This window comes from Salinicola halophilus, from assembly GCF_003206155.1.
In the GTDB taxonomy this organism is placed as follows: Bacteria; Pseudomonadota; Gammaproteobacteria; order Pseudomonadales; family Halomonadaceae; genus Salinicola; species Salinicola halophilus.
This window is the reverse complement of the sequence record NZ_PZJV01000001.1, coordinates 288,509-313,495: the sequence shown is the minus strand read 5'-3', so window position 1 is coordinate 313,495 and position 24,987 is coordinate 288,509. Positions and strand designations below refer to the sequence as shown.

At 60.2% G+C, this 24,987-nt stretch carries 30 protein-coding genes and 1 pseudogene; 19 read left to right on the top strand and 12 right to left on the bottom strand.

Translation table 11 applies throughout. The annotated features are described in order from the left end of the window. Window positions 1-91: 91 nt before the first annotated feature. The gene (locus DOM33_RS01385; protein ID WP_110665151.1) at window positions 92-310 is read left to right on the top strand and encodes a hypothetical protein; all 219 of its coding nucleotides are present in this window, start codon (window positions 92-94) and stop codon (window positions 308-310) included. Window positions 311-574: 264 nt separating this feature from the next. Here the strand turns inward: DOM33_RS01385 and DOM33_RS01380 are convergent, their stop codons facing one another. Genes DOM33_RS01380 through DOM33_RS01370 form a run of 3 tightly spaced genes read right to left on the bottom strand, consistent with a single transcriptional unit; the run spans window position 575 to window position 1,410 of the window. After that, window positions 575-784, bottom strand: a complete 210-nt coding sequence (locus tag DOM33_RS01380; RefSeq protein ID WP_110665149.1) for a hypothetical protein — start codon at window positions 782-784, stop codon at window positions 575-577. Between the two features lie 19 nt (window positions 785-803). Then, window positions 804-1,136, bottom strand: coding sequence for a hypothetical protein (locus DOM33_RS01375; RefSeq protein ID WP_110665147.1), 333 nt, complete (start codon window positions 1,134-1,136; stop codon window positions 804-806). A gap of 58 nt (window positions 1,137-1,194) precedes the next feature. Further along, entirely contained in the window at window positions 1,195-1,410 is a 216-nt protein-coding gene (locus DOM33_RS01370; RefSeq protein WP_162617852.1) for a helix-turn-helix domain-containing protein, read from the bottom strand. Window positions 1,411-1,533: 123 nt separating this feature from the next. Here DOM33_RS01370 and DOM33_RS01365 point away from each other — a divergent pair, with 123 nt between their 5' ends. Further along, on the top strand, window positions 1,534-2,187 hold the full coding sequence (locus tag DOM33_RS01365; RefSeq protein WP_162617851.1) for a LexA family protein: 654 nt from the start codon (window positions 1,534-1,536) through the stop codon (window positions 2,185-2,187). Window positions 2,188-2,353: 166 nt separating this feature from the next. Here the strand turns inward: DOM33_RS01365 and DOM33_RS01355 are convergent, their stop codons facing one another. From DOM33_RS01355 to DOM33_RS01345, 3 genes and pseudogenes are all read right to left on the bottom strand, one after another. Continuing rightward, entirely contained in the window at window positions 2,354-3,643 is a 1,290-nt protein-coding gene (locus DOM33_RS01355) for an ISL3-like element ISPpu12 family transposase (protein ID WP_011918377.1), read from the bottom strand. Window positions 3,644-3,664: 21 nt separating this feature from the next. Further along, window positions 3,665-4,074: pseudogene (gene lspA / locus DOM33_RS01350) on the bottom strand (signal peptidase II). A 105-nt stretch (window positions 4,075-4,179) separates the two neighbouring features. After that, a complete protein-coding gene (locus tag DOM33_RS01345) occupies window positions 4,180-5,076 on the bottom strand; it encodes a cation efflux transmembrane domain-containing protein (protein ID WP_110665141.1) in 897 nt (298 codons plus the stop codon). A gap of 95 nt (window positions 5,077-5,171) precedes the next feature. On the opposite strand from DOM33_RS01345, the gene cadR reads away from it, so the two are divergent. Beyond that, on the top strand, window positions 5,172-5,579 hold the full coding sequence (cadR, locus tag DOM33_RS01340; protein ID WP_004364961.1) for a Cd(II)/Pb(II)-responsive transcriptional regulator: 408 nt from the start codon (window positions 5,172-5,174) through the stop codon (window positions 5,577-5,579). Between the two features lie 713 nt (window positions 5,580-6,292). After that, complete coding sequence (locus DOM33_RS01335) at window positions 6,293-6,484, top strand: hypothetical protein (RefSeq protein WP_110665139.1); 192 nt, start codon at window positions 6,293-6,295, stop codon at window positions 6,482-6,484. Window positions 6,485-6,565: 81 nt separating this feature from the next. Here the strand turns inward: DOM33_RS01335 and DOM33_RS01330 are convergent, their stop codons facing one another. After that, window positions 6,566-6,865, bottom strand: a complete 300-nt coding sequence (locus tag DOM33_RS01330; protein ID WP_110665138.1) for a hypothetical protein — start codon at window positions 6,863-6,865, stop codon at window positions 6,566-6,568. A gap of 319 nt (window positions 6,866-7,184) precedes the next feature. Between DOM33_RS01330 and DOM33_RS01325 the strand changes: the two genes are divergently transcribed. From DOM33_RS01325 to ssb, 4 genes are read left to right on the top strand one after another with little or no spacing between them, the layout of a single operon-like run. Continuing rightward, the gene (locus tag DOM33_RS01325) at window positions 7,185-7,514 is read left to right on the top strand and encodes a hypothetical protein (RefSeq protein ID WP_110665136.1); all 330 of its coding nucleotides are present in this window, start codon (window positions 7,185-7,187) and stop codon (window positions 7,512-7,514) included. Continuing rightward, window positions 7,511-8,347, top strand: a complete 837-nt coding sequence (locus tag DOM33_RS01320; protein ID WP_204352584.1) for a hypothetical protein — start codon at window positions 7,511-7,513, stop codon at window positions 8,345-8,347. Before DOM33_RS01325 ends, DOM33_RS01320 begins: the two co-directional genes overlap by 4 nt. Continuing rightward, window positions 8,340-9,269, top strand: coding sequence for a hypothetical protein (locus DOM33_RS01315; RefSeq protein WP_110665134.1), 930 nt, complete (start codon window positions 8,340-8,342; stop codon window positions 9,267-9,269). The genes DOM33_RS01320 and DOM33_RS01315 overlap by 8 nt, the downstream gene beginning before the upstream one ends. A 9-nt stretch (window positions 9,270-9,278) precedes the next feature. Then, window positions 9,279-9,755: a single-stranded DNA-binding protein gene (gene ssb / locus DOM33_RS01310; RefSeq protein ID WP_110665132.1), complete on the top strand. Its 477-nt coding sequence runs from the start codon at window positions 9,279-9,281 to the stop codon at window positions 9,753-9,755. A gap of 109 nt (window positions 9,756-9,864) precedes the next feature. Here ssb and DOM33_RS01305 read toward each other — a convergent pair whose 3' ends face one another. Beyond that, the gene (locus DOM33_RS01305) at window positions 9,865-10,857 is read right to left on the bottom strand and encodes a hypothetical protein (RefSeq protein ID WP_110665130.1); all 993 of its coding nucleotides are present in this window, start codon (window positions 10,855-10,857) and stop codon (window positions 9,865-9,867) included. A gap of 256 nt (window positions 10,858-11,113) precedes the next feature. Continuing rightward, a complete protein-coding gene (locus DOM33_RS01300) occupies window positions 11,114-11,506 on the bottom strand; it encodes a hypothetical protein (RefSeq protein WP_162617850.1) in 393 nt (130 codons plus the stop codon). A gap of 157 nt (window positions 11,507-11,663) precedes the next feature. Between DOM33_RS01300 and DOM33_RS01295 the strand changes: the two genes are divergently transcribed. Beyond that, entirely contained in the window at window positions 11,664-12,602 is a 939-nt protein-coding gene (locus DOM33_RS01295) for a recombination-associated protein RdgC (protein ID WP_110665126.1), read from the top strand. Between the two features lie 68 nt (window positions 12,603-12,670). Further along, window positions 12,671-12,919, top strand: a complete 249-nt coding sequence (locus DOM33_RS01290) for a helix-turn-helix transcriptional regulator (protein WP_110665123.1) — start codon at window positions 12,671-12,673, stop codon at window positions 12,917-12,919. On the opposite strand, the gene DOM33_RS01285 is transcribed toward DOM33_RS01290, so the two are convergent. Continuing rightward, window positions 12,871-14,085: a tyrosine-type recombinase/integrase gene (locus tag DOM33_RS01285; RefSeq protein WP_110665122.1), complete on the bottom strand. Its 1,215-nt coding sequence runs from the start codon at window positions 14,083-14,085 to the stop codon at window positions 12,871-12,873. The genes DOM33_RS01290 and DOM33_RS01285 overlap by 49 nt on opposite strands. 502 nt (window positions 14,086-14,587) lie before the next feature. On the opposite strand from DOM33_RS01285, the gene DOM33_RS01280 reads away from it, so the two are divergent. From DOM33_RS01280 to DOM33_RS01265, 4 genes are all read left to right on the top strand, one after another. Continuing rightward, window positions 14,588-15,874, top strand: a complete 1,287-nt coding sequence (locus tag DOM33_RS01280; RefSeq protein ID WP_110665120.1) for an ATP-binding protein — start codon at window positions 14,588-14,590, stop codon at window positions 15,872-15,874. A gap of 75 nt (window positions 15,875-15,949) precedes the next feature. Further along, window positions 15,950-16,486 carry a response regulator transcription factor gene (locus DOM33_RS01275; RefSeq protein WP_110665118.1) on the top strand — a complete coding sequence of 179 codons (537 nt, stop codon included), beginning with the start codon at window positions 15,950-15,952 and terminating at the stop codon, window positions 16,484-16,486. A 52-nt stretch (window positions 16,487-16,538) separates the two neighbouring features. Continuing rightward, window positions 16,539-17,363 carry an inositol monophosphatase family protein gene (locus tag DOM33_RS01270; protein WP_110665117.1) on the top strand — a complete coding sequence of 275 codons (825 nt, stop codon included), beginning with the start codon at window positions 16,539-16,541 and terminating at the stop codon, window positions 17,361-17,363. A gap of 111 nt (window positions 17,364-17,474) precedes the next feature. Next, complete coding sequence (locus DOM33_RS01265) at window positions 17,475-17,744, top strand: GrxA family glutaredoxin (protein WP_110665115.1); 270 nt, start codon at window positions 17,475-17,477, stop codon at window positions 17,742-17,744. Window positions 17,745-17,839: 95 nt separating this feature from the next. Here the strand turns inward: DOM33_RS01265 and DOM33_RS01260 are convergent, their stop codons facing one another. Further along, entirely contained in the window at window positions 17,840-19,177 is a 1,338-nt protein-coding gene (locus tag DOM33_RS01260; protein ID WP_110665113.1) for an MFS transporter, read from the bottom strand. Between the two features lie 366 nt (window positions 19,178-19,543). Here DOM33_RS01260 and DOM33_RS01255 point away from each other — a divergent pair, with 366 nt between their 5' ends. From DOM33_RS01255 to DOM33_RS01235, 5 genes are all read left to right on the top strand, one after another. Beyond that, window positions 19,544-20,419, top strand: coding sequence for an acyltransferase (locus tag DOM33_RS01255; protein ID WP_110665111.1), 876 nt, complete (start codon window positions 19,544-19,546; stop codon window positions 20,417-20,419). Between the two features lie 92 nt (window positions 20,420-20,511). Continuing rightward, window positions 20,512-21,243: a peptidoglycan DD-metalloendopeptidase family protein gene (locus DOM33_RS01250; RefSeq protein ID WP_239495222.1), complete on the top strand. Its 732-nt coding sequence runs from the start codon at window positions 20,512-20,514 to the stop codon at window positions 21,241-21,243. 140 nt (window positions 21,244-21,383) lie between these two features. Continuing rightward, window positions 21,384-22,541 (top strand): glycosyltransferase family 4 protein, encoded by a 1,158-nt coding sequence (locus DOM33_RS01245; protein WP_110665107.1) that lies wholly within the window; start codon window positions 21,384-21,386, stop codon window positions 22,539-22,541. Window positions 22,542-22,566: 25 nt separating this feature from the next. Then, window positions 22,567-23,070, top strand: a complete 504-nt coding sequence (locus tag DOM33_RS01240) for a phosphatase PAP2 family protein (RefSeq protein ID WP_338053802.1) — start codon at window positions 22,567-22,569, stop codon at window positions 23,068-23,070. Between the two features lie 15 nt (window positions 23,071-23,085). Then, on the top strand, window positions 23,086-23,718 hold the full coding sequence (locus DOM33_RS01235; protein WP_110665103.1) for an alpha-ketoglutarate-dependent dioxygenase AlkB family protein: 633 nt from the start codon (window positions 23,086-23,088) through the stop codon (window positions 23,716-23,718). A gap of 115 nt (window positions 23,719-23,833) precedes the next feature. On the opposite strand, the gene gcvT is transcribed toward DOM33_RS01235, so the two are convergent. Further along, window positions 23,834-24,946: a glycine cleavage system aminomethyltransferase GcvT gene (gene gcvT, locus DOM33_RS01230; protein WP_110665100.1), complete on the bottom strand. Its 1,113-nt coding sequence runs from the start codon at window positions 24,944-24,946 to the stop codon at window positions 23,834-23,836. Window positions 24,947-24,987: the final 41 nt, after the last annotated feature.

Below are 24,987 nucleotides of genomic sequence, written 5' to 3'. Positions count from 1 at the left end.
CACCGCCGGGGCTTTTTCGTTTCAAATGATCTCAAGCGCTTCCGTGCTAACGTCGGAGTTTCCACACACACGACGGCCACGGAGGCCCAAAATGTCTGACGCACCCAAGCACGCCGTGAACGCTGCCACGCTCGTTCTCGTGGAGGCGCTGCGTTCTCCCGAAGCCAGCAAGACATTTGCCCTTTCCAAAGGCGACTCGCTGGCCAGGCAGCTCACGGAATGCCATGAGAAGCTGGTCCAGCACTTCAGTCAGTACCCTGAACACGATGCCGAAGAGGCTCTTGCTCGCAGCAAGGCGATGAGTTCTTGAGTACGCTCTGCCGTGCCTGATCGACGGTTTCGGCAACCCAGCCGCCTAGGCTCTGGCCATCGCTAGGGCCTAGGCCGCGCTCCAGCGCTGCGACGAATAGCGCCGGGCCACTCAGCGCGCGATCGACTATCTCGAGCTGGGCGTGCTGCTCTCTGGACGGAGTTGCTTCGAGGTCTGCCATTGGCTTGCCCTTCCTGTTGGTTGCTTTCGGCCTGCTAGGCCCTACTGCCTGCTGCAATGACGGGCACGAATGCCCGCCCTCGCCTACTTCACGACTCGCAGTCCCGCCCTCGACTTCTCCGGCCCGCGGAGTGAGTAGAGCTGCTCCTGCATCCCTCCCAATCCGCCCAGGCACTGCGCCAGCATCGAGTCCTTGACCGAGATGCCTCGGCGCGCCGCTTCGTCGCGGATGTACTGCTGGTCGTCTGTTGGCAGACGGTCGAATGCCCGCATTACGTGTTGTCCGTCGATCATTACCGACTCCCCGGCCCTGTTAGGCCGTGTTCTGTTGCGCGACACTCCTGTTCGCAGCGATGTTCTGGGACGCCAAAGCGGCGAGCGCGGCTTCGAGGCTTTCGCTCTCGTCCGGCGGCAGGCTCTCACCTGCTTGCAGCCGGGCTAAGAGATCGCTTCGGCGTTGGCGCATGGCTTCGATGCCGAGCATCGTGGCCTCGCGAACCAGCGCGGCGAGCTTGCCGCCGTGACTCATTGCCGCCTCGGCTTCAACTGCGGCGATCTCGGACTCGGTGAACCGGGGCTTGACGAGATGCAGCTGCAGTTCGTCGTCGTGCTTGTAGCGCCGATCCGGCAGAGCGTTCCTGTGCATTGACGTGGTCCTTCTGTCGTTGGGGAATGCACGCGGGCCTCACGGACGGCGCGGAGGGTTAGGCGGCGTTGGAAAGGAGGTCACCGATGATGTCGTCGATCGTGACCTTCACGCCGCGCCGACGAAGCGCAACAACGATGCGCGCGACACGGTTAAGATCCGGGCTGCGATAGCCGGATTCGTAATTGGCAATGGCGGTCTGTCCCAAGCCGGTAGCTTCACCAAGCTCCCTTTGAGTCAGCTGAGCCTTATCTCGGAGTTCTCGAAGGTTCATGATCAACATCTCGTGATGAATAACGCATGTATATCACGATGTGTGTTTTCTGTAAAACACGATAAGTCTAGTGACTCATCACGCTACGTGGTTAACCTGTTCGCAAATCATGAGGATGCCGGGATGGCTGATACTGTCGGACAGAGAATCAAGCGCACGAGAATCGAAGCTGGGCTTACTCAGCCTGAGCTTGCGAAGCAGTGCGGGTGGGAGTCGCAAGGACGCATTTCGAACTACGAGCGGGATCTTCGTGAGCCGAAAAGGCACGATTTGGAGGCTATAGCTCGGGTGCTAGGGGTCAGCGTCAACTGGCTATGGAACGGCGACAGTGGCATGCCGGATGCCGAGCGAACTGGTAGTAATGCTGCGCCGGTCGTGTCCCAAATCCGTTACGTCCCGGAATTGTCGTGGGTTCAGGCGGGCGATTGGACCTCGATCGAGACTTCTCAAATCGACGTCTCTGAGGCAAGGCAGTGGCCCTGTCCGGTGCAGTGCAGCGGACAGACCTTCGCGCTGCGCGTCAAAGGTGATTCGATGGCGCCCTTCTTCCCTCAAGACTTCATCATTTTCGTCGACCCAGAGGTAATGCCGCTGAGCGGCAAGAAGGTGGTGGCCATCTTGAGCGACTCGAATGAGGCGACGTTCAAGCAGTACATCGAGGACGGTGGCCACCGGATGCTGAAGGCCATGAATCCCAATTGGCCAGAGCCTTACGTTTCGATCAATGGCAATTGCCGGATCGTGGGAACAGTCATTTTTGCTGGAGCAGAAGTATGAAGAAGCTAACGGGGGTATTGCTCGTAGGCTTGCTGGCAACGTCGCTCAACGCTCTCGCTGAGCCTGGTCGCTTCGAGCTTATCAATGTCGAATATCCTTTTGTGAATCGGGTATACGGATTTAATGGTTGATGGGGCACCTTCACCCCATCAATCTGATACCACCCTCAGATGGTTGATAGATCGACTCCGTAGTTGAGTTCCTCTGCGAAGTCCGGCAGTCCGTAACCGATGGTTTTCTTGTAGAAAGGAGAGACCTTCGCAGTCGGTGCCTTCTTCTTGTGCTTCGTGGTGTAGAGCATTCGTGCCCGCATCACCTCGAAGGAGTAACCGCGCCCTTCACGGTTCTTGTCCTTGGCCAGTCGGTTGATGGACTCCGTGTAAGCGTTGGTGACGGGCATGTCCGTCTCGAAGTAGGTCATGGTCTCTTCGCGCCAGTTTCCCACTGCCCTGACCAGATCGCTCCAGACTTCCTTTTGGCCCTTCGGGATGGTGGCTATCCACTCGTCCAGGGCGGCTTCTGCCTGGAGCCGTGTGGTGGCGTCCCAGATGCCGTAGAAGCGCTCCTTGTGCTCGTAGGCGGCCAGCAGTTGCGGGAACGCGCCTGTCCAGGTCTCCATGATGAGGCGCTCCCGGTCTGAGACTTCGTGAGCGCGTTTCAGCAGGATTTTCCGGTCTCCCTTGAGAGTCCGGCTCTGGGACGGTTTCAGCTCCTTTCTGAGGCCCTTGCGCACTCTCTCTAGGGCATCGTTGGCCATGCGCACCACATGGAACTTATCGACCACGATACGGGCCTGGGGCAGCACAGCCTTGACCGCTGCCCGGTAGGGGTTCCACATGTCCATGCTGACGATCTCGACCTTCTGCCGGTCTTTCAGCTTCATCAGGTAGTTGGTCACCACGTTCTGGCGGCGGGTGGCCAGCAGGTCGAGCAGGGTTCGCTCCTCAATGTTGGTCAGAATGCAGCGGTAGCGCTTGTTCAGGTATAGCTCGTCAATGCCCAGGATGCGGGGCGTCTCGAAGCGGTGCCAGCGCCCCAGGAACTCGGCGCGGGCGTTGAAGATGTCGCGCACCGTCTTCTCGTCCAGGCCGGTCTGTGCCGCCACAAAGGTGTAGGGGTGGTTGAAGGATTCCTTCTCCACGTACTCATGCAGCCGCAGTGTCATACGGAATCCGTCCACCATCTCCGGTAGCTGGGGCCTGAATGTTGTCTTGCAGGCCCGGCAGGTGTATCGGCGGCGGACCACCCAGAGAGTGACCCGCTTGCCGTGGATGGGCAGATCACGATAGGGAACGTCACGCTTGCCGAACCGTACGAACTCACCCTGCACGCCGCATTCCTCGCAGGCGATGGGATCGGGCACGTCCACCTGGAAGTGCATTTCGTCGTCGGTTGATTTGCAGCCCAGTACTTGGTATTGCGGCAGGTGAAGGATGTTGTCGGGAAGTTCGGTCATGGTGTTGTATAGGCGTAGGTGTCAGTCAGATCCATCCGGCTCGGCATTGGTGTTTGCTTTTTTACCCAACAAGCTGCTGGAAACGAAAAGTAAGGCACCGAGGACAATTGCAATATCAGCCAGGTTGAAGGCCGGCCAATGCCAGTCTCGCCAATAGAAATCAAAGGAATCCACAACATAGCCGCGAAAGACCCGGTCAATCAGGTTGCCCATGGCGCCACCGAGGATAAGACTGTAAGCGATGGCTTCTCCTTTATGACGATTTTCAAGGATCAGCTTGATCAGAAAAATCGAGACCACTACCGCGATTCCGATAAAAAGTAGCGCTGCCAGCCTCCACCATTCGCAAAAAGACTGAATGCGGCACCGGTGTTCCATAGGTGCACCCAGTTAAAGAACGGGGTCACCGAAACATACTCGCCATAGGCCATTGATTGCTGCACCAGCCACTTTACAGCCTGATCAGACGCTGCCAGCAGGCCCGATATGGACAATAGGGCATATGGCGAGAGCTTTTTGCCAATAATGAGCATTATTTAACCCTTCAACGCCAAAATGCGTCTGGCACCGTTAAGTACAATGCCCCCCGCGATGGTGCCGATAATCAGATCCGGATAATTGGAACCGGTCCACGCGACCAGGGCGCCGGCGGTGATGACCCCCAGGTTGATCACCACGTCGTTGGCCGAGAATATCCAGCTTGCCTTCATGTGCGCCCCGCCTTCCCGATGTTTGGATATGAGCAGCAGACAACTGGTATTGGCAATCAATGCGACGAATGCGATAGCCATCATCACCAGCGATTCAGGCTCACTACCGAATACAAAGCGTCTCACCACCTCTACGAGCACGCCCACAGCCAAGATCAGTTGCAGTACACCAGCAAGATGCGCGGCACGTACCTGCATTTTCACGCTATGTCCAACCGCATAAAGGGCAAGCCCGTACACCGCCGCATCGGCAAAATTGTCCAGGGATTCTCCAATCAGGCCGGTGGACTGGGCGATCAGACCGGCAGTCATTTCCACCACGAACAGAAGTGCATTGATGCCGAGCAACCAGCGCAGGGTCCCGGATTCTTGCTTAGCAGAAGCTGCCGAAAACTCGGCGGCCTTGATGGTCTCCGGATTTGCAGCGACGGTTTCCTGAAGCGAGGCGCCTAGCCCCAAGGTCTTCAGTTTCGAGGTGACGGGCTCGATCTCGCCGTCATGCACGACCTTCAGCCGGCGGTTCGACAAGTCGAAGGACAGCGCCCGAATCTCCTCAAAGCCGTTCAGGGCTAGGCGAATCATTCGTTCTTCTGATGGACAGTCCATCTTCGGCACGGCATAAACACTGACCCATCTCCCTGGCGCCTCGGAGGAGGCCTGTATATCGGTATCCGCTGCGGACGTTGCATCACCGCCACAGGCGCCACCACAGGATTTGCTCATGATACGACTCCACTTGAACAATGTTGTGGTACCATTTAAAACTATAAAGCTACTATAAGGTCAATAGAGTAAAGAATCCGTTGGGGAGGAGGCTGATGCGCATTGGTCAGTTGGCGCAGTTGGTAGGGGTCGAAACACAGACGATCCGCTTCTATGAACAGCAGGGCTTGTTGCCGCCGCCTGATCGGCAGGACAACGGTTACCGTGTCTATACCGAGAAGCATGGTGAGGGGCTGGCCTTCATCCGTCGCTGCAGAATCCTGGGCCTGTCACTGGCTGAGATTCACGAACTACAGAGCTATCAGGACGACCCTCATCAGCCTTGTACCGCCGTCAACGCCTTGCTCGATGATCACATCTCTCATGTGCGGTCGCAGATAACCGCTCTGCAAGCGCTTGAGAAACAACTCGTTTCACTGAGAGCGAGTTGCAACGATGACCGGGAAGTTGAGGCGTGTGGGGTTCTTGCTGGAATTAGCGAAGGAAACATGCACCAGCAGTAGGTGAAGCATCAACCAGATAATCCGATGAGATGCCGGTCTGTCTCACTCTCATGCAAAGGTAAGATCAACCATTTAATCCGCTTACCCTGTGAATCTAAAGGGAGAAGAGCACACACTACAGGCGTTGGTATTACTGGATACGTCGACTGGAAAGATGAAAATATGTAGCTCGACCCAGCACGAAGGCGGCGCAATGGGACGTGATCCCCAACAGGCATTTCAAGTCAGGGATTGCAGCGTCGACTTCGAGCAGGACCTACGTATTCGGTAGCCACGCCCCCTTTCCTTCTACCTACGACCCGCCACCTGGCGGGTTTTTTGTGCCCGCCTGTTGTGCCACCACACCCCAACCGCAAAAAATATCACTTTCCGTGTTGACTCATAAAACACAATGCGTGATATTTGGAACCACAGCGACGCACAACGCATCGCTTGGCCCTCCTAGGCCACGCTCTTTAACAACTCAGGATCTCTACCCCATGAGAGGAATGGGGCTCGCGCCGCCTCCAGCAGAGGCTCGAAGTGCAACAGCAGGCGCGGGGACACGATCGACCAAGCGGGCGCCCGGCGACAGACGGCTACGGCGTAACGGGGATGGCTCCCACGGCAGAGAGCGATGCCGGATCGTGTCACGAAGAGCGCCCTGCGATCAGGGCGCATCCCCAAGCGGCTTCGAAGAGGCTGCTTCGGGATATCACCAACGGGAGAGAAGCATGGAAACGCAAACAGGCAGCCCCAACTGGCACTGGGATCGACTCGGCTACACGATCGAGCGAAAGCCGCGCCGATTGGGCAACGGCAACATCAGAACGATTCGGGATACCGATGGCAACGTCGTATTGCACGGCGCGAGCTACGAGCAAGAGATGGAGCACATCGAGGGCATGACGCGATCCGCTGCGTAGTGCGGCCTATAGCCTGCCGCTGGGCTGAGAATACGGCGGCACCCGAAACTGCTTTGTCAGAGAGCCGTTTCGGGTGAGGAATCAGCCGTCGCAGGCACAGCCCTCGGGCTGGTGGCACGTGTAGTTTCGGCTGATGCAGCTATTGCCGCACGCCTTACCCTTTCGACAGACCTTGCAGCACCCCTGCGCCAGCATCTGGCCATCGTCCGCGGTCAGCGACGAGAACTCTGGTGCAACCGCCGGGCACTCACCCTCGAATGCCACCTCTTGGGTGAACGTCTGCACCGCCTGCGACGCTTGAGTCTCGGCGGCTGGCTCGGCGGCGACGGCCGTCACGGCCATGACCATGCTGGTGAGCATGGCGATCAGTAGCTTCTTCATGTTGTTCCCCTGCGTCGTGGTTTTGTAACGCCTCTTCGGGCGTCCTCGAACATCACATCTCACTATCGCGATGCCAATAGCACGTTGGTCTTTCGCGCGACTATTCCCCGCGTGCCGCCACCCGGCGGCTCTTTGCCTGGCCCTTCCCTGCCGGGCTTTTTTATTCCTGAGGTCCAGCCATGACCAATACCGCACGAGTAGCCCGGCAACGGCTGGGCCTATCCGATCGCGCGCCCGAATCACGAATGACGCGATTCAAGCGCCGCTTACAGCGCAAGCGCCTCGGAGAACAGCCACGCATCGAGATATGGAGGGTGTCATGAGCCATAACGAGGAGCTAGAACGCGCCCAGCGCGATCTCGGCGACTGCCAGGGCTACAGCGTCTATGAGTCGAGCGACGTGCTGGCCCACTGCTATGAGCATCCCGCGTATGAGCGGCTGCAGGCCCGGGTATTGAGCGGTGAGCGCGCCGACTGGCTGCGCAATTCGCTCGAAGCCATCTGGAACTGGGCGGCGGCGTGCATCGCCTGCCGGGCGCTCGGTATTAACCCGGACCACAGCCACCTCGTCAGCAAAGCTGCTGACGAGATCGAGCACGAGATGGCGATGGGCGGCGACGTCGCGGCGGAATTCATGGAGGCAGCATGAGCACGACTCACGACAACGCCGGCCAGCAACAGGCCGGCAGCCACATGGCGCTTTGGGATCGTGTGAAGACGACCCCCGAGTCGGCTACGAAAGAGGCCACTGTCGGCGGGCAGAAAATCCGCGCTATCGATACCGTCCACATGATCCGGATGGCGACGCGGGAGTTCGGGCCGATGGGGATCGGCTGGGGCTACAGCATCGACGACGAGCGCTTCGACCAAGGGGCGCCAGTCATCGATGAGAAAGGCGCGCTGATTGGTCACGAGCAGACTCATACCATTCGCATGACGCTCTGGTTCATGCATGACAATCAGCGAGGCGAGGTGACTCAGTACGGCCACACCCGCGCGATCTACAGGACCACGATGGGTAAATGGATCACGGATGGAGAAGCGCCGAAGAAGTCCACGTCTGACGCAATGAAGAAATGCCTGAGCTTGCTCGGCTTCGCCGCTGACGTGTTCTCAGGGCTCTACGACGACACCGGATACGTCGAAGCTCGCAAAACGGAAGAGCGGCTCGAAAAGTCCGAGGATCTCGACGCCGAACTCGATCGACTCCGACAAGAGTTCAAGACGTGGGCCGGAAACCAGAGCGAGATGCTGCGGGAGAAGATCCCGCACCCACGAAGCATCGCGATGGCCGCCGACAAAGCGCTATCTCAACTCGACGACCGCGCCAGGGTGGCGCGCGTCGACGACCACACGCGCCAGATCGTGCGCAAGCAAATCGAAGATGCCGCGAAATACGGCACAGAACGCGTGGTAAGTGAGCGCGAGGAAGCGAAGCGCGTCGCCCAGACCAACCAACCAGAGGAAGCGACCAATGGCTGATACCGCCGAGCAGCTGCAGGACCAAGAGCCCTACGGCCACGAACTCGCCGAGCTCACCCGCGTCGACAAAGCGCTGGCCGAGCTTCGCGCCAAGCACGGGAACGTGCCGGACTACTCCACCGCCGACGGCTACAAGGCCGGTAAGGCGTCAATCAAGGAGCTGACCGGCTACCGCACTGGCACCGACAAGGCACGGCTGGCGATCACCAAGCCGCACCGCGACTTCGTCGAAAAGGCCAACAACTACGGAAAGGCGCTGATCGGCGAGATCGAGAAGCTGGAACGGCCACACCGTGATGCCAAGCAAGCGGCCGACGAGGCCGAGCAGCGCAAGAAAGAGGAACGCATCGCTCAGCTACGCCAGCGCATCGCCCGCGACATCACCAGCTACCTCGATACCGCGCAGGGGCTGGATTCTTCGGCGCTCGCCGACTTGCACGAGCAGGCCGAGTCGATCAGCACCGCCGACTACTACGACGTGACCGGCGAGGCGGAAGACGAGCGCGCCCGCGTCATCCATGCGATCGGCGACATGCACGCCGCCGCGCTGGAACGTGAGCAGCTCGCCGCCGAGCAGGCACGCATCAATGAAGAGAAACGCCGGATGCAGGAGCAGGAGGCGGCACGCGAAGCCGAGCGAGCCGAGCTCGAAGAGCTGCGGCGATTCAAGGCTGAGCAAGAGTCGCAGGCACCCCCTGAGCCAACGGTGACGGCCGGCCCGGAACCTTCCGAGGCCGATACCTCCTGGGCGGACGAAGAAGACTGGGGCGCTACGGCCGCGACCGGCAGCGAATCGAACTGGGACGCCGCCCGCGCGGATCTCATCGACGCCGGGCTCGACTGGCAGTCCGCCGAGACCGCGGTGCAGGCGATCTTCGACGGCGACGTGCGCCATGTCGCATTCGACAACGACGACGCCTAAGGGGGCCACATGGCACGCGGAGTGAACAAAGTCATCGTGCTGGGCAACCTCGGGGACGCCCCGGAGGTTCGATCGATGCCCGGCGGCACGAAAGTCGCGAAGCTCAGACTCGCGACCACCGATGCATGGACCGATCGCCAGAGCGGTCGGCGCCAGGATCGTACCGAATGGCACACCGTGATTCTGTTCGAGAAGCTCGCCGAGATCGCCGAGCGCTATCTCGCGAAAGGCTCGAAGGTCTACATCGAGGGCAACTTGCGAACGCGCAAGTGGCAAGGACAGGACGGCCAGGGACGCTACGCGACGGAAATTCGCGGGCGCGATATGCAGATGCTCGATAGCCGCTCGGGTAACGGCCAGCAGCCCCAGGGCGGACAGCAAAACGGCGGTGGCGCGAACAGCCAGGGCGGCCAACAGCCGGGCAATAACTATGGCGCGCCCGCCGGGGGCAGCTTCGACCAATTCAACGACGAAATCCCCTTCTAGCCCCTCTACGTCATACCCCAGCCGGCGGTGGGCAACACCGGCAGCGACCGACACACCGACCTCCGACTCTACCTCGCGGCGCCGTATGCCCCACGAGACGGGGCCACTCTTAAGGAAGACGTTCAGGAGCAGTAAAGCGATTAATGCGTGCATGCTCCTGACCGTTCTGAGTGGTCAACAGTATGCCTCCCGCTTGAATAGCTTGGTCGATTAGTTGATTCAAGGGTAAAAAAATCGTGTCAGGATCCCAATGATAAAGATCTATCCACATCCTTTGCAATACCTCATGCAAGTCTAAGACTATGCATTTATAAAAGTCCGGCACGTCGTCATTTACCATATCTTCAATACTTTCATTGCTATCGATACTATCAAAATATCCGAGCATGTAGGATGCGACACGGATGGGTTCGAGCATCGCAACTGCAACCTCTGACACCGCTCTGGGTATGTCAAGGTGATCCTGATAGCTATCTAGAGCGTCTTGTGATTTCCTCAACCCCAAATAAGCGTGCTCATGGAAACTCTGCTTTAGGTTTCCGAGAGTAACCTCTCGATCTATAAATCCAGTCGCACGACATGCATGGTACTCGTTCCATAAAATCATACTGTTACCGGAACATATGCTCTCTTTTAAGGACGTGTATACATGATTGAGTACCGTTCCCGGATAGTAGGCGTCTATCATTGCGGCATTGTCAACGTGAGCAAGCTCGTGGGCTACAATCGCGCCGGAGAGCTTAGTTGCCTCGCTCTCCTCGCTAAGTAGTCCTGCCAGCGCGGTTACCGTATATATAACTACAATTTTTCTACCGTCCTCGCGCATGACGTTGACGCATTTTGCCACTGCTACAAGCTGATCGTTATTAGTAAAGCTTCTCGGATTGATCTCCTCGTAGCCTACGTCTATAGAGTTCAAGGTTTCACCTAGGTCATCAGTTACCCAGACACCTTCCAGCTTAGATAGGTTGAAATATTGAGTGAGCTCGTTAATGAAAGTCGAGAACTCTTGTTTTAGTAGTTCGAAATAACCCTGGCTAACAACGTTCGAGGTGAAGCGTATGTTAATCTCGCTCGGCTCGGCAAGTTCATTCAAACCCATTGATAAATCCTTATTCTCAAAGGTTATTCAAATTTTGGTTGATAAACTCTACGCTAACAGCATGCGCGTAACAGTGCACTAATCACCCTGAGATTTTCTACCTGGCGGCTTGTACGTGAAGACATTATGAAGCTAGGCCAGCGCGGCGCGGTGTCTCGCACCGAATGTCTATGGCTTTCGCCTCGCCTCGCGCAAGAGCAGCGTCAGAGCGACATGTTTGCCATCGCTTAGCCGGGATGCCGGGTTGGCGGTAACCCTACTGGTCTGCGAGCGCCACCGCGATTTGCTTGAGCAGGGCGACGTTCTCAGACGCCACTCGAATGTGAGCGGCGGGAAGCCCCGAGTAGACCCTAGACGGCCCAGAAATCCTGTCCTCACCGAAGTAGAAACTGACCGCCTCGCCCACGTGGTTCTCGAGCCAAGCGTTCATCTTCCCGTGGCAGTAGGCAGTCTCGGAAAGACTCATATCGATGAAAGGCTTGTTCGCGCTGTCGCGCCTAAGCTCCGCGCGCTCTACGCATTCCGGGGGAATCACAACCTCACCACCTGTATTTGAGAACCGAAACTCCTTCCCGGGCTGAGCGGCGCATCCTGCTATCAGCAAGAAAGCAGCGGCGGCGATGGATCTTTGGAAACTCAAACTGAGCATGAAATTGAGCCTGTTCTGGATCGCGGGGCGGATAGCTGAACCGTGCGCCCCCCCCTTGTTAACCACCTGAAGTCGATACGCGCCTTATTCGATCGGCGAACCTAACACGTTGCCGATACGGGCAGCTATTGCCTCAAAGTACCTAGAGGAAGTTTCAATGTGGCCTACCGCCATCCATCTATTCTGCGTGCACGACCAGAACGAGCTGCTCGACACCGTCGCCTTTGACGAGGCCCTAGCATGCTGCGCATTCCGCCCGGTCAGCGACCGCGAAGCGCGTCGCGTCGGTTGGACGAAGCCCGCCGGCAGCCAAAGCGAGCTTTACGCTCACGAGATCCACCGGCACATCCTGCTCGCGATGCTGCGGCAAGAACGCTTGTTGCCTGCTGCCGTAGTGAACGAAGAGGTCAACGAGCGCCGGGAAGCTCGCGAGTCTGCCGAGGGTCAGTCGCTGTCGCGGCGCGAGCGTCAGTTGCTCAAGGAGCAGGTGCTGGAAGAGCTTCTGCCGCAGGCGTTCACGACCACCAAGCGCTTTGAGCTGTGGTGGGACACGAGCCGCCGCTTGATCGGCGTCAACGCCTCGAGCCGTAAGCGCGCGGAAGAGGTGCTGGATCTGCTCCGGCAGACACTCGACTCGCTGAAGGTGACGCCGCTGGCGACCAAGACGCCGCCGGGGCGCGGCATGACCCAGTGGTTGAGCGACGCCGAGAGCCGCCCGGCGAGTCTGCTTCTCGGCGATCAGGTCGAACTACGCGCCGCGGAGGATGACGGCGTTTACCGCGCGAGAGCGGTTGACCTCGACAGCGCAGAGTTGCAGTCGCTCATGGAGGGCGGACGCCAGGCGTCGAAGATGGCGATCGGCATCGAGGGCGTCGCGCGGTTCGTGCTACATGACGACCTGAGCATCAAGGGGCTCGAATTCGACGACAAGCTGCTGGATGAAGCGAGCCAGTCAGAGGACGGCGACGACCCGGCCGTGCGGCTCGAGACCGACTTCGCGCTGTGGAGCAACGCGCTCGGACAGCTGGTCGATCAGCTTGTGGAGTGGCTCGGCGGTGAGGCCGATCCGAGCACGCCAGCGGCGACGACACCATGACAGCGAGTACCTCTCACCACACGCCGGCGCGCAGCCGGCTTTTCCCTGCCACTCGAGAAGAGAAAGCCATGACTGATCAGATTGAGGCCGGAAAGGTCTATCTCACAACGAAAGAAGTCTGCAAGCGCTACGGCGTCTGCCGACGGACGATTTATAGATGGATGGAGCGCAAAGAACAGCCCTTCCCCGCGCCGGTATTTGGAGGCTCAGCCGGGTTCAATCGTTGGCACATCGACGATATTCGCCAGTTCGACGCCGATGCCCGCGATCAATCGGCTGATACGATGCCCTTGAGGCAATTCCACCATGCCTCGTAAGCATCGCGCTGCTCGGCCATGTAGTCGTAGCGGTCGTAAACGCCCTGCTGGCCCGGCATCACGTGGCCTAGCATTACTTCAGCGACATGCGGCGGCACTATGCTGGAGATCTTCGTCCTCATAGTTCGCCGCAGGTCGTGCATCGACCAATGCGCCATCTCCACCCCTTCGTGTCGGCGTGCCCACTGCATGATGTTGTACGGCAGTGGCAGTACGGCCGAGCGCCCCATCCTCTCTTTGCTGTCTCGATTCGTGAACAGCGCCCCCTTCCGGTTAGGTGATAGCGCCTTCGCCTCCAGCAGCATTTCTCTGGCTGGCTCAAAGATCGGCCGCACGATCGGTCGCTCGGTTTGCTTCCCCGTCTTGTGGTTCTCTGGCGGGACAGTCCAGACGCCCTCTTTCAAATCCCAATGTTCGATGTCGCTCAACCGCAACTCCCCGCTTCGGCAGCCGTAGAGCAAACAGAGACGGACAAAGAGGCGGTTCTTCGGCATCATCCGCGTCATGCCTGTGGCCCGCCAAATCAGCGCCAGATCGGTGTCAGGGATAACATGCGAGCTGGATCGCTTTTTGAGGTTCAGGTCACCCCTGGCGCCGATGTGCTGAAGCGGCTGCGTGGAGACACGCCCACGCCTTGCCGACCACTTGTAGGCCTGCTTGATGTTGATCAGGATGCGCTCGGCAATGGCTGGATACTTCTTCGCGACCGTCTCGAGCAACGTCATCCACGCATCGGTGCTCACCTTGTCCGCGGGTAGTGCGCCGAGCTCGGGGAAGACGTGAATCTCGAACGTGCGAATTATCTGGCCCGGGTTGCTCTTGTTCTGCTCGCAATACCCGTCATACCACTCCCGAACCACCGACTCGACAGTCACCTCGCCTCGGCGCTGCTTCCGTTGAATTGCTCGCTCCACCTTGGGATCGAAGCCAGCCTCGACCATTCTCATCACCTCTAGAGCTTGCTGGCGAGCCTCTTTCAAGGAGGTCAGAGGATAGGAGCCCAGGTCGAGTCGGTGGCGGGTGCCGTCAATTCGATAGCGGATCTGGAATGTGATCTTCCCCTTCGGCGAGACCCTCGCGGCCAGACCGTCGCGATCGGCTTTCGTGAACGTAGCGTCATGCTCGCGGTTCAACTGGGCTTTCAGCCAGGTGTCAGTCAGCGCCATGCGTCATCCTTGCCAGAGTGGGTACAGATCCAGAGAGCGGGTCATAAGAAGCCGATTTTGTACCCGGTTCTGTACCCGTCTTTCAAGTCACGGGCGGTCTTTGGGTGTCACAGAATGACGCGAAGAAATCGTCGCTGGACTAGGATGGATGGGGCATGGAAGGAAAAAATCAGCACAGGTTGTCTTTCGGTGTCACGCGATCAATCATTTGGGTGGCTGATGATTGCGAACGTTCTGCGAATCGCGGCCTCTTGGGCTAACTGGCGTTCTGCCATGCGGCGGAGTCTCTATTTGGCGCCCGGCATCGTCGCCACTTCGAAAAGTGACGTTGGCCGGCGGTGTCTGAAGTCGGCGCGATTGTACCTTGCCATCTGGCTGCGGGCATCCGACCACTAACTGCGACAATCAGGCACACCGCATTGTGCGAACGCATCACACGGGTGGGTCACGCCGCTTCGCCGGCTGCGATACCATGGCATCAATTCACCGCTCTGGAGTGATCATGCTACAGCCGCTTCCGCTCTCGACCCCGAATCGCAACCTGGTTCGGCTCACGATCGTTCGCGGCATCACCTGGACCGGTTTTCTCGCCGCCATCATCTTCGGCGTCGAGATCCTCGACTTTCAGCTCCACGTGCTTCCCATCATCAGCATCATCGTCGCCATGGGCCTCTTCAACGTGGCGACCTGGTGGCGCCTGGGTCGCCCGCGAGCCGTGACCGACACCGAATACCTGCTGCACTGGCTAGTGGATATCGCCGGACTCAGCCTGCTGTTCTACTACACCGGCGGGTCGACCAACCCCTTCATCACTTATCTACTCGTGCCACTGGCCATTGCGGCCTCCACCCTGCCCTGGTCCTACGCTTGGATCATCGCCTTCGCCGCCACGGCGAGCTACACCTTCATGATGATCTTCTACGAGCCGGTGCCGCAGCTGGTGAACCGCACGGTGTTTTCCGGCATCCAGCTCCACACCCTCGGCATGTGGCTCAACTTCATCCTCTCCGGCGGCTTGCTGACGTTCTTCATCTTCAAGATGGCGCACACCCTGCGGCGACGCGATATGACGCTGTCGCGCACTCGGGAAGCGGCGCTGCGCAACGAGCAGATCCTCGCCGTCGCAACCCAGGCCGCGGGTACCGCCCACGAACTCGGCTCGCCGCTGTCGACCATGGCGGTACTGCTCAAGGAGATGCGCCATGAGGCCCAGGATCAACCGGCCCTGCGTGACGACATCGACCTTCTTCGCCAGCAGGTCGATACCTGCAAGCAGCGGCTGCAGGCTCTGGTCGCCAGCGCCGACCGCCGGCGGCTGGAAAAACCCGAAACCCTGCGCGCCGATCTCTGGCTCGAGGCCCTCATTCAGCGCTGGCTGGTCCTGCGTCCCGACGTAAATCACCAGCTGGAGGTTCGCGGCCGGCGCGGGCAGCCGTTCCTCGCCGTCGACGCCACCCTGGAGCAGGCATTGATCAATCTGCTCAACAACGCCGCCGATGCCAGCCCCGATACCGTGGTAACGAGCCTCGACTGGAACGCGGACGAGGTGATCGTCGATATCCGCGACCAGGGCCCGGGCGTGCCGATGTCGATCGCCGATCAGCTCGGCGATACCTTCGTTTCCACCAAGAGCAAAGGAATGGGAATCGGCCTGTTCCTGACTCACGCCACCATCAATCGATTCGGCGGTGGCGTCAGTCTTTACAACCATGAGGAAGGCGGCACGCTGACCGAGGTGAAGCTGCCGCGCGTGCCATCGGACGAGGTGCGCCAGACGCGTGCCGTGTAACGGCAACGCTTGCCATCATGTCGTCCTGGCCGGACCGTTCGGGACCCGCAGATCGAGGATCGAGGAGAAAGTGCAATGAGTGACGGTGAACGCCTACTGATCGTCGACGACGACGAGCAACTCTGTTTCGTGATGGAGCGCGCCATGCGCCGGCGCGGCTACGACGTCGTGGTCGCGCACACCCAAGCGCAGGCGCTCGCCGAAGCCAAGCGGATGCCGCCGAGTCTCGCTACGCTCGATCTGAAGCTCGAGTCCGATTCGGGACTCAAACTGCTGCCGGAGCTGCTCGAGATCGCCCCCGACTGCCGAGTCGTCGTGCTGACCGGCTACTCGAGCATTGCCACCGCCGTCGAGGCGATCAAGCTCGGAGCCGTCAACTATCTCTGCAAACCCGCGGACGCCGACGAGATTCTCCATTCGCTGGAGCGGGAGAGCGGGGATACCGAAGTGGAAATTTCCGACAATCCCCCCTCGGTCAATCGCGTCACGTGGGAGCACATTCAGAAGGTGTTGCAGGAGCACGATGGCAACATCTCGGCCACCGCCCGAGCGCTCGGCATGCATCGCCGAACGCTTCAGCGCAAACTGCAAAAGCGTCCGGTCAGACGCTGACAACAGAGCGACGCAGGCCTTTCAGCGCCCCGATAACCGATAGGAGAACGACGTGAACCACCAGCAGCGACTCGATATCGCCATCAGGATCGCCAAGGAAGCCGGCGAGCAGATCGCCCGTGCTCGCCGTGAGCAGAACTTTTCTCATCAGTACAAGGACGATGACGAGCTGGTGACCGAGGTGGACGTCGCCGTCGACCGCTTCATCGCCGAAGAGCTGGAAGCGGCTTTTCCCGGCGAGGCCCGGCTCACCGAAGAGCTGTCCCCGGACCGCTCTCAGCTAGAGCGAAACGGCGCGCTCTGGGTCGTCGACCCCATCGACGGCACGGTCAACTTCGCCTATGGCCACGTCCACGTCGCGGTGTCGATCGGCCTTGCCGTCGACGGTGAGCTGCAGCTCGGCGTGGTGCACGCCCCCTTTCTCGGTCAGACCTTCGCGGCGATTCGTGGCGACGGTGCAACGCTCAACGATGAAGCGATCGCGTGTAGCAAGGCAAAGTCACTCGAGCGCAGCCTGATCGCCACCGGGTTCCCCTATGCCAGGGACCGGCGGGCGCCCTTGATCCGCCGCCTCAATCACGTCGTCAACGCCTGTCGCGACGTGCGGCGCAACGGCTCCGCGGCGCTGGACCTGTGTCACGTGGCGAGCGGCCTGCTGGACGGTTACTACGAAAGCGTCTCACCTTGGGATTTTGCTGCCGGACTGTTGATCGCCCGCGAAGCAGGTGCCCATACGGGACATCTTTACGAGTGCCCGGACGGCCTGCCGGCGGATCTCTACGGCGAGAATCTCATCGTGACGGCACCGGCGATCTTCGAACCGTTGGGAGAGCTGCTGCAGCACGCCGACGCGGGCGGACGGGTCGAGTTCGAATAGGCAGGCGTAATGGTCGGCGTAGCCAGACTCAATTAGTGGCGACGGGTTTAATACGAGAGAATAAGCCCCACTTTATCCGCACGTTCTGATATCAACCAAGGAGCATCATCCATGCTGACCGTCATTTTTGGCCGCCCTGGCTGCCCGTTTTGCGTACGCGCGAAGGAGCTTTCCGAGAAGCTCAAGGAAGCGCGGGACGACTTCGACTTTCGCTATATCGACATTCATGAAGAGGGCATCACCAAGGCCGACATGGAAAAGACCATCGGCAAGCCAGTAGAGACGGTCCCGCAGATCTTCGTCGACCAGAACCACGTTGGCGGGTTCACCGAGTTCGAAAGCTACGTTCACGACAAGGCGCTGATGCCCGAGAGCGCCTGATTCGACCGTGGGGCGATTCCTATCGCGTCACACCTTCCGGAGCCGACGTCCTGTCGGCTCTTGGCGTTAGTACTCTCCCCTATCGAACTGAGAGCTTACGCAGCGTTCGAGGCCCGTTCAGAGTCGCTATCGCTCGCAGTCGACGTATCGACGGTGTCGTCACCCCCGAACTCGAGTTCGTACTGTAGCGGCCCGTAATGCGGATCGAGCTCGTTGATATAGTGCGTCGACTCGACCAGCGGCACCATCGGCGTATACGGCTCCTGCTCCTGTGGCGCTTTGCTCGGCCCACGCCGCCCCAGTCGAAACGAGATGAATCCGGCAAGTCCGGCGGCGGCGACACCCAGAAAGAACCAGAGCCCGTCGGGGCCGAATCGTTCCATCAACAGCGACGCACTGAACGGCCCGAGCACCGAGCCCACGCCGTAACACATCAATAGCTTGGCGTTGGCCTGAATGGTCTCGCTCGGTTCCAGCCAGTCGTGGGTGTGCGCCAGACTCAGCGAGTAGAGCGTATGCAGCATGGCGGTATGGAAGCTCGCAACGAAGATCAAGAGCCAAAAGCTCGAGCGTGCCGCCACCGTGATCAGCAGGCCCGAAATCGTCATGACGACCGCCATGCAAAGAATCACCTTACGGCGGTCGAAGCGATCCGATACCCGACCCAGTGTCCATTGCGCAATGAGCGCGACCAGCGTCGTGATCGACATGAACTGGGCGGTCTGACTCGTGCTGAGCCCGATTTCCTGACCGTAGTAGGGCGTCATCGCAAAGAACGCCTGAACCATCATGCCACTGACGAACGCTCCCACCAGACCGACCGGAGCCCGCGAGAAAAGCGTCTTCAGGGAGATCTTGGTCGAGTCGTCGTGACTCGAGCGCGCGGGACCGTGAATTCGGTGAATGGAAAGTGGTACGAGCGACAGCGCGAAGAGAATGCCTGCCACCGAGAACAGCACGAACGTTGCCGGATCGGCCGCATTGAGCATCCACTGTCCACCCGCCAGCGACAACGTCGAGATCACCAGGTACCAGCCGAGCACTCGACCGCGATTTTCATTGGTCGACTCTCCGGAAACCCAAGACTCCATCACCATCAGCAGGCCCGCCGTCGCCGCGCCCCCGAACAGCCGCCAGACCAGCCATGCCCATGGATTGATCCACAGACCGTGCAGAATCGCCGTGACGGCGAGCAGCGCCGCACAGGCTGCGAACACGCGAATGTGCCCGACGCTGCGAATTCGCTTCTCGAGCCAGTAGCTACCCGCGACGAAGCCGAGCGAGAAACATGACATCAGCAGACCCGCCATCTGCGAGGGAAAGTCTTCCAGCGACATCCTGACGCCGAGCAGCGTCATGATCAGGCCATGCCCCAGCAGGAAGCTGATTTCACAGAGGAAAAGGATGGGTAGCGTAGCCGGCAATGCGCGCAAGTGGCCTCCAGAGGGTGAGACGAGAACCACGTCGAACGAGAAGCCAACGTTCAAGAAACGTTGTTTTCTGACGTCGTACTCAGCGAAAAGGGGCGGCATTCTAACAACGCCCATGTCGTTTTCCGACCCGCCGATGTCGCTTTTATCGGCGCGTTTCGAATTATTCACACGATCTGTGGATAACGCTGTGCATTTCCCGTGGCTCGCGTCGCCCGACTCCCGCGTCCCCGGCCAGCCTCTTAGATTGATCAGATTTTCATCGGTGACCGACCCAATCCCCCGACGACGGGCGAGCGGTGTCGACTGCCGCTGTGCAGACTTTGGGCATTCCAGTAACATCGACTCAAGCTCTTGATGGAGAATGGCATGTCGAGCCTCAAAGGCGTCGTGAGCGTCGGGCTTTTGGTACTCAACACGCTGTTCTGGGGCGTGCCGCTGATCGCGCTGACCGCCGTCAAACTGATGACCCCGACTCGACGGGCCCGGCGGTATCTACTGGCGGGGCTACATCGCTTGGCGCTGGGTTGGATACGGACCAATAACTGGTGGATACGTCGATGGCTGCAACCCCGCATTCATCAGTCCGTGCCGGAGGGCCTTTCTCCTGACCAGTGGTACCTGGTGATTGCCAATCACCGCAGCTGGACCGACATCATGGTGACGCTCTTCACCCTCACCGGGCGCGTGCCGATGCCCAAGTTCTTTCTCAAGCGCGAGCTGATCTTCGTGCCGATCATCGGCTTGGCTTGGTGGGCGCTGGAGTTTCCGTTCATGCGACGCTACGACCGCGAAACGTTAACGCGCCGCCCACGCCTGGCAGCGCGAGATCGTGAGGCGACTCGCCGGATGTGCGAACGGGCCAGAGAGATGCCGATGACGATCTACAACTTCGTCGAAGGGACACGCTTCACGCCCGCCAAGCGACAGGCGCAGTCGAGTCCGTTCGAGCATCTACTACGCCCCAAAGCGGGCGGCATGGCCCAGGTCATCGGCTTGCTGGGCGATCGGCTCGACGGCATTCTCGACGTGACGCTTCACTACCGCCGCCGTGCACCCAACTTCTGGGATTTTCTCTGCGGGCGTGAGTCGGACATCGCCGTCATGGTCCGGCGCTTGGAGGAACCCGCCTGGATGCAAGAAGGCAGCTACGAAGATGCCCAATACAAGGAACGTTTCTATTCATGGCTGAATGCACTCTGGCAGGAAAAAGACGAAGCGCTCTCCTCCTTCTCCTGGCGCTGATACTGCTGGTAAGCGGATGCGCCAGCAGCGGCGGCAGTCGTGACAGCGCGCCGGCTGGCCCGGGCTGGATCATCGTGCAGCGTGGAGACACGATGGGCCAGATCGCCAATCGCGCCGACATTCCCCTCCTGCGCCTCCAGCGGTTCAACCCAGGCGTGGATGCCCGCAGACTCGCCGTCGGCCAGCGCCTGATGCTGCCCTCACAGCGCGAGCGGGCACCGGGCAGCGGGCCTTACCGCTACGAGGTCCGCCGGGGCGATTCGCTCTATTCGATCGCGCGCTATTTCGGCGCCGACCCACAGCAAGTGGTAGCGGCCAATGGCAACCCATCGTCGCTGGAGATCGGTCAGATGATCGATGTACCGCGCGGCAGCAGTAGCGGTGGCAGCCGTCGCGCCTCGGCACCCGTCGCCTCCAAGAGTCTTCCGGATCCCGGGCCGCTACCGACCTCGGCCAAGGGCTGGCACTGGCCCTTGGCGCGCTACTCGATCGCACGACCGTTCGGTCCTGACGGTCACGGGACGCTGCAGCCAATGATGCTATCGACGCCGACACCGGAGCGTGCCCTCGCGGCGCAGCGCGGCAGCGTGCGCTTTGCCAACAGCATGCGCCAGCTAGGACAGGTCGTGATACTGCATCACGACGACAACATGCAGAGCGTCTACGCCTTCTGTGAGAAGCTGCTGGTCTCGGAAGGCGATAACGTCGAGCCAGGAGCCCCGCTTTGCGAGATCGGCCAGGACCAGGCAGCCAACAACTACCACCTGCTCTTCGACCTTCGCCACGGTGGCAAACCCGTGGACCCGGCACGCGTGCTACGCTAGCCCGAAGTGAATGTCATCGAATCGTCATACACGGGTCGTAAGCGCGTCATTCGCCGGACGCAGCATCTAGAACATGGACCGGACGCGGCAGCGAGAGTCAGCCTTGAAGAACGTCGCGATAAAGAAGTGGAGCGGCAGCGATGCGCATAGCCCTGGTCAGTGAAACCTGGTCTCCGGAGGTCAACGGTGTCGCGCACACCTTGAGCCATCTCGCCAGTCATCTCGTCGCGAAAGGTTTGACGCTTCAGTTGATTCGGCCGGAGCCCGCCGGCGGCGAGCGCGATCGACTCATGGAGCGAGACCTCCACGTCACCGGCATCGCCCTGCCCATCTATGCCGACGTGCATGTCGGTATCCCCTGCCGTCGTCGTCTGATGAAGCTCTGGCGACAGGAACGTCCGGATGCGGTCTACATTGCGACCGAAGGCCCGCTGGGCTGGTCGGCACTCAATGCCGCCCGCAAGCTGGATATCCCGATAGTGAGTGGCTTTCATACCAATTTCGATCAGTACGCGGCGAACTACCGTCTCGGCTGGAGCATCCCGATCGCCCAGCGCGGCCTGCGCTACTTTCATAACCGCTGCGGGGCGACGCTGGTCCCGACGCACGAACAGCAGCGAGCACTGGAAAATCGCGGCTACCGCAACGTTTCAGTGCTCGCTCGCGGCGTCGATGCCCAGCACTATAGTCCCGAGCGGCGAGATCACGACCTTCGACGACAGTGGGGTATCACCGCCGACCAGCCCGTCGCGCTCTACGTTGGCCGGTTGGCATCGGAGAAGAATATCGAGTTGCTCGCCGAAGCGATGAGTGCGATGAAGCAGGCCAATCCCGCTCTCGTTCAAGTACTGGTAGGCGATGGACCGGCGCGCAAGACGCTCGCTCAGCGCCTTCCCGATGCCATCTTTACCGGATTCCAGAAGGACGACGCCCTGGCGCGGCATTACGCGAGCGCGGATATTTTCGTGTTTCCTTCGCTCTCCGAAACGTTCGGCAACGTCGTGCCCGAAGCGATGGCCAGCGGTCTGGCCGTCGTGGCGTTCGAGCATGCGGCAGCCAAAGAGCTGATAACGCGCGATGTCGATGGTTGTCTGGTCGCGACCGACGATCGTCAGGGTTTCATCGAGACTGCCCGGGTATTGAGCTGCGACCCCGCGCGCTATGCGCGTCTGGGTCACCAAGCGCGCGAACGTGCCGCGAGTTTGAGCTGGGCCAACATCGGTGACCGCTTTCTCGCCCATCTCATACAGGCCCAGAGTTCCAGACATGCAGCCGCGCATACCACGTCACACGTTTGAGCGTCTCGATCGGTTCGAAAGTCGCTTGAGCCATCGCTTGGCCGATCTTTCGCGCCATCCGCCGACGCTCAAACTCTTCCAGTGGGTCAGCCGCCTGGGCGACTGGCCGGCCTGGGTGCTACTCAGCCTGTGCCAACCGCTCTGGCACGGGCGCGAAGGCTGGATGATCGCCGCCCACTGGGGGGTGACCGCCGCCGTCGCGGCACTGGTCTACCGCACGTTGAAGACGCGACTCTGTCGCGAGCGCCCCTACATCACCTTCACGACGATACGCTGCAGCATGCCCCCCGTGGACCGCTACAGCTTCCCCAGTGGCCACACCCTGCATGCGGTGATGTTCCTTCTGCTCATTACACCGACGACGCCGTCGCTGCTTCCCGTGGTCTTCCCACTGGCGCTGCTGATCGCCGCTTCTCGCGTCGTGCTCGGCCTTCACTATCTGAGCGATGTGCTGGTCGGCGCTCTGTTGGGTGGAGGACTCGCCTGGCTGAGTCACCTGTTGCTGCACATCAGCGTTGGCTGGCTCTGAGGCAGTGGCGCGAATATGGGTGAGCCAGCATGGGAATGTCTTCACCGAAACCCGCTTCTGGTCCGTCACGCGACGTTTCTCGAGCGCGATGAAGCCGATGCGGTCCTCGCCACCCTTGCACGCGACATTCCCTGGGAATCCCCTACGCTCACGCTCTACGGCAAGACGCACGTCATCCCGCGCGCCCAGTGCTGGATGGGCGATCCCGAGCTGAACTACCGGTACTCCGGACGCACCTTGCGACCCGAGCCCTGGCACGGTGCGGTTAAAACCCTTCGCGACCGTCTGACCACTTCACTGCGTCACAGTGAGCTGGGCTCCCTCTTCTCTGACAGCGTCTGGTTCAACAGCGTTCTTCTCAATCGCTATGCGCACGGCGGCCAACGAATGGGGTGGCACAGTGACGATGAGCCAGAACTCGGTCCCGACCCCATCGTCGTCTCGCTCTCTCTCGGAGTGGAAAGGCCGTTACGCTTTCGAACCCGCCGGCGCGAGGGCCGCCAAGCCTTCAACGTATGGCTACCGCACGGCAGCCTGCTCGTGATGGGGCCTGGCTCGCAGCGATACTGGCAGCATGCGCTCGCACCGAGATCGATCGACGGCGTCAGAATCAATTTGACGTTCCGCCGCATCACTACGGCTTCCTGACCCATCGGCGATGTGTGAACTGGCGTTTTTGAAGGTTTTAGACTTTGAAGATAACGGTATAAAGGTGGAGCAAAAAAACACTGCTACCGGTTGATGACCGGTAGCAGTACGGCAGCTACCCGCGGTAGTAGTTGGCAGTCACGAACGGCATGGCGCTGACGACCATGGGCAGTCGCTTGCCACGCACTTCGGCGTAGAGCGTCGTTCCTCGCTCGGCGACATCCATTAGGACATAGGCCATGGCGATGGGGCTGGCCACACTCGGCCCGAATCCACCCGAAGTGACGCGCCCGACTTCTCGATCGTCACCGTCGAAGAGTACGGCGCCCTCACGCACCGGCGCCCGCCCTTCGCCAATCAGACCGACACGCTTTCGCGGATGATCTTTGGCTTGCAGCTGATGCAGTATCTTGTCGGCGCCGGGGAATCCTGCTTCCCGCTCCCCGCCCATGCGCCGAGCCTTGCCCACGGCCCAGGGCAGACTGGCCTCGACCGGCGTCGTCGCCTCGTCGATGTCGTGACCGTAAAGGCACAGGCCCGCCTCGAGGCGCAGAGAATCACGCGCCCCCAATCCGATGGGCTCGACCTCGGGCTGATCGAGCAACCATCTGGCCAGCGCGTCGGTGGCATCCCGCGGCGTCGAAATTTCAAAACCGTCTTCACCGGTATAGCCGCTGCGGCTGATCCAGAGCGTCTGGTTCATCACGTCGAATCGCCCGTGCTGCATGAACCGGAGTTCGCACGCCTGCGGGCAGAGACGACGCATCACCTCCACTGCCTGGGGCCCTTGAAGCGCCAGCAGCCCGCGATCGAGCACCTCGACGTCGTGGCGTCCCTCCAGCCCCGTTCGCAGCACGCCCAGATCCTGTGCGCGACGCGCTGCATTGACGACCAGATAGAGGGAGTCCCCGTGGTTGACGACCATCAAGTCATCGAGGATACCGCCCTCGCTATTGGTGAATAGCGCATAGCGCTGCGCGTCGACCGCGAGACCCACCACGTCTGCCGTGACCAGTGTTTCTAGAGCCTGGGCGGGCTCCGGCCCGATGATACGGACCTGGCCCATGTGCGAGACGTCGAAAAGTCCGCAGGCGCGGCGAGTGTGCTCGTGCTCCTTCTTCACCCCTAGCGGGAACTGAACCGGCATGTTGTAGCCGGCGAAAGGCACCATCTTGGCGCCCAGTGATTGATGAAGCGCCTCTAGCGGCGTGGCGTGGAGATCGGCCATCGGGGCCTCCCGAAACAAGTGTGATGAGGCGCCTCTCACCG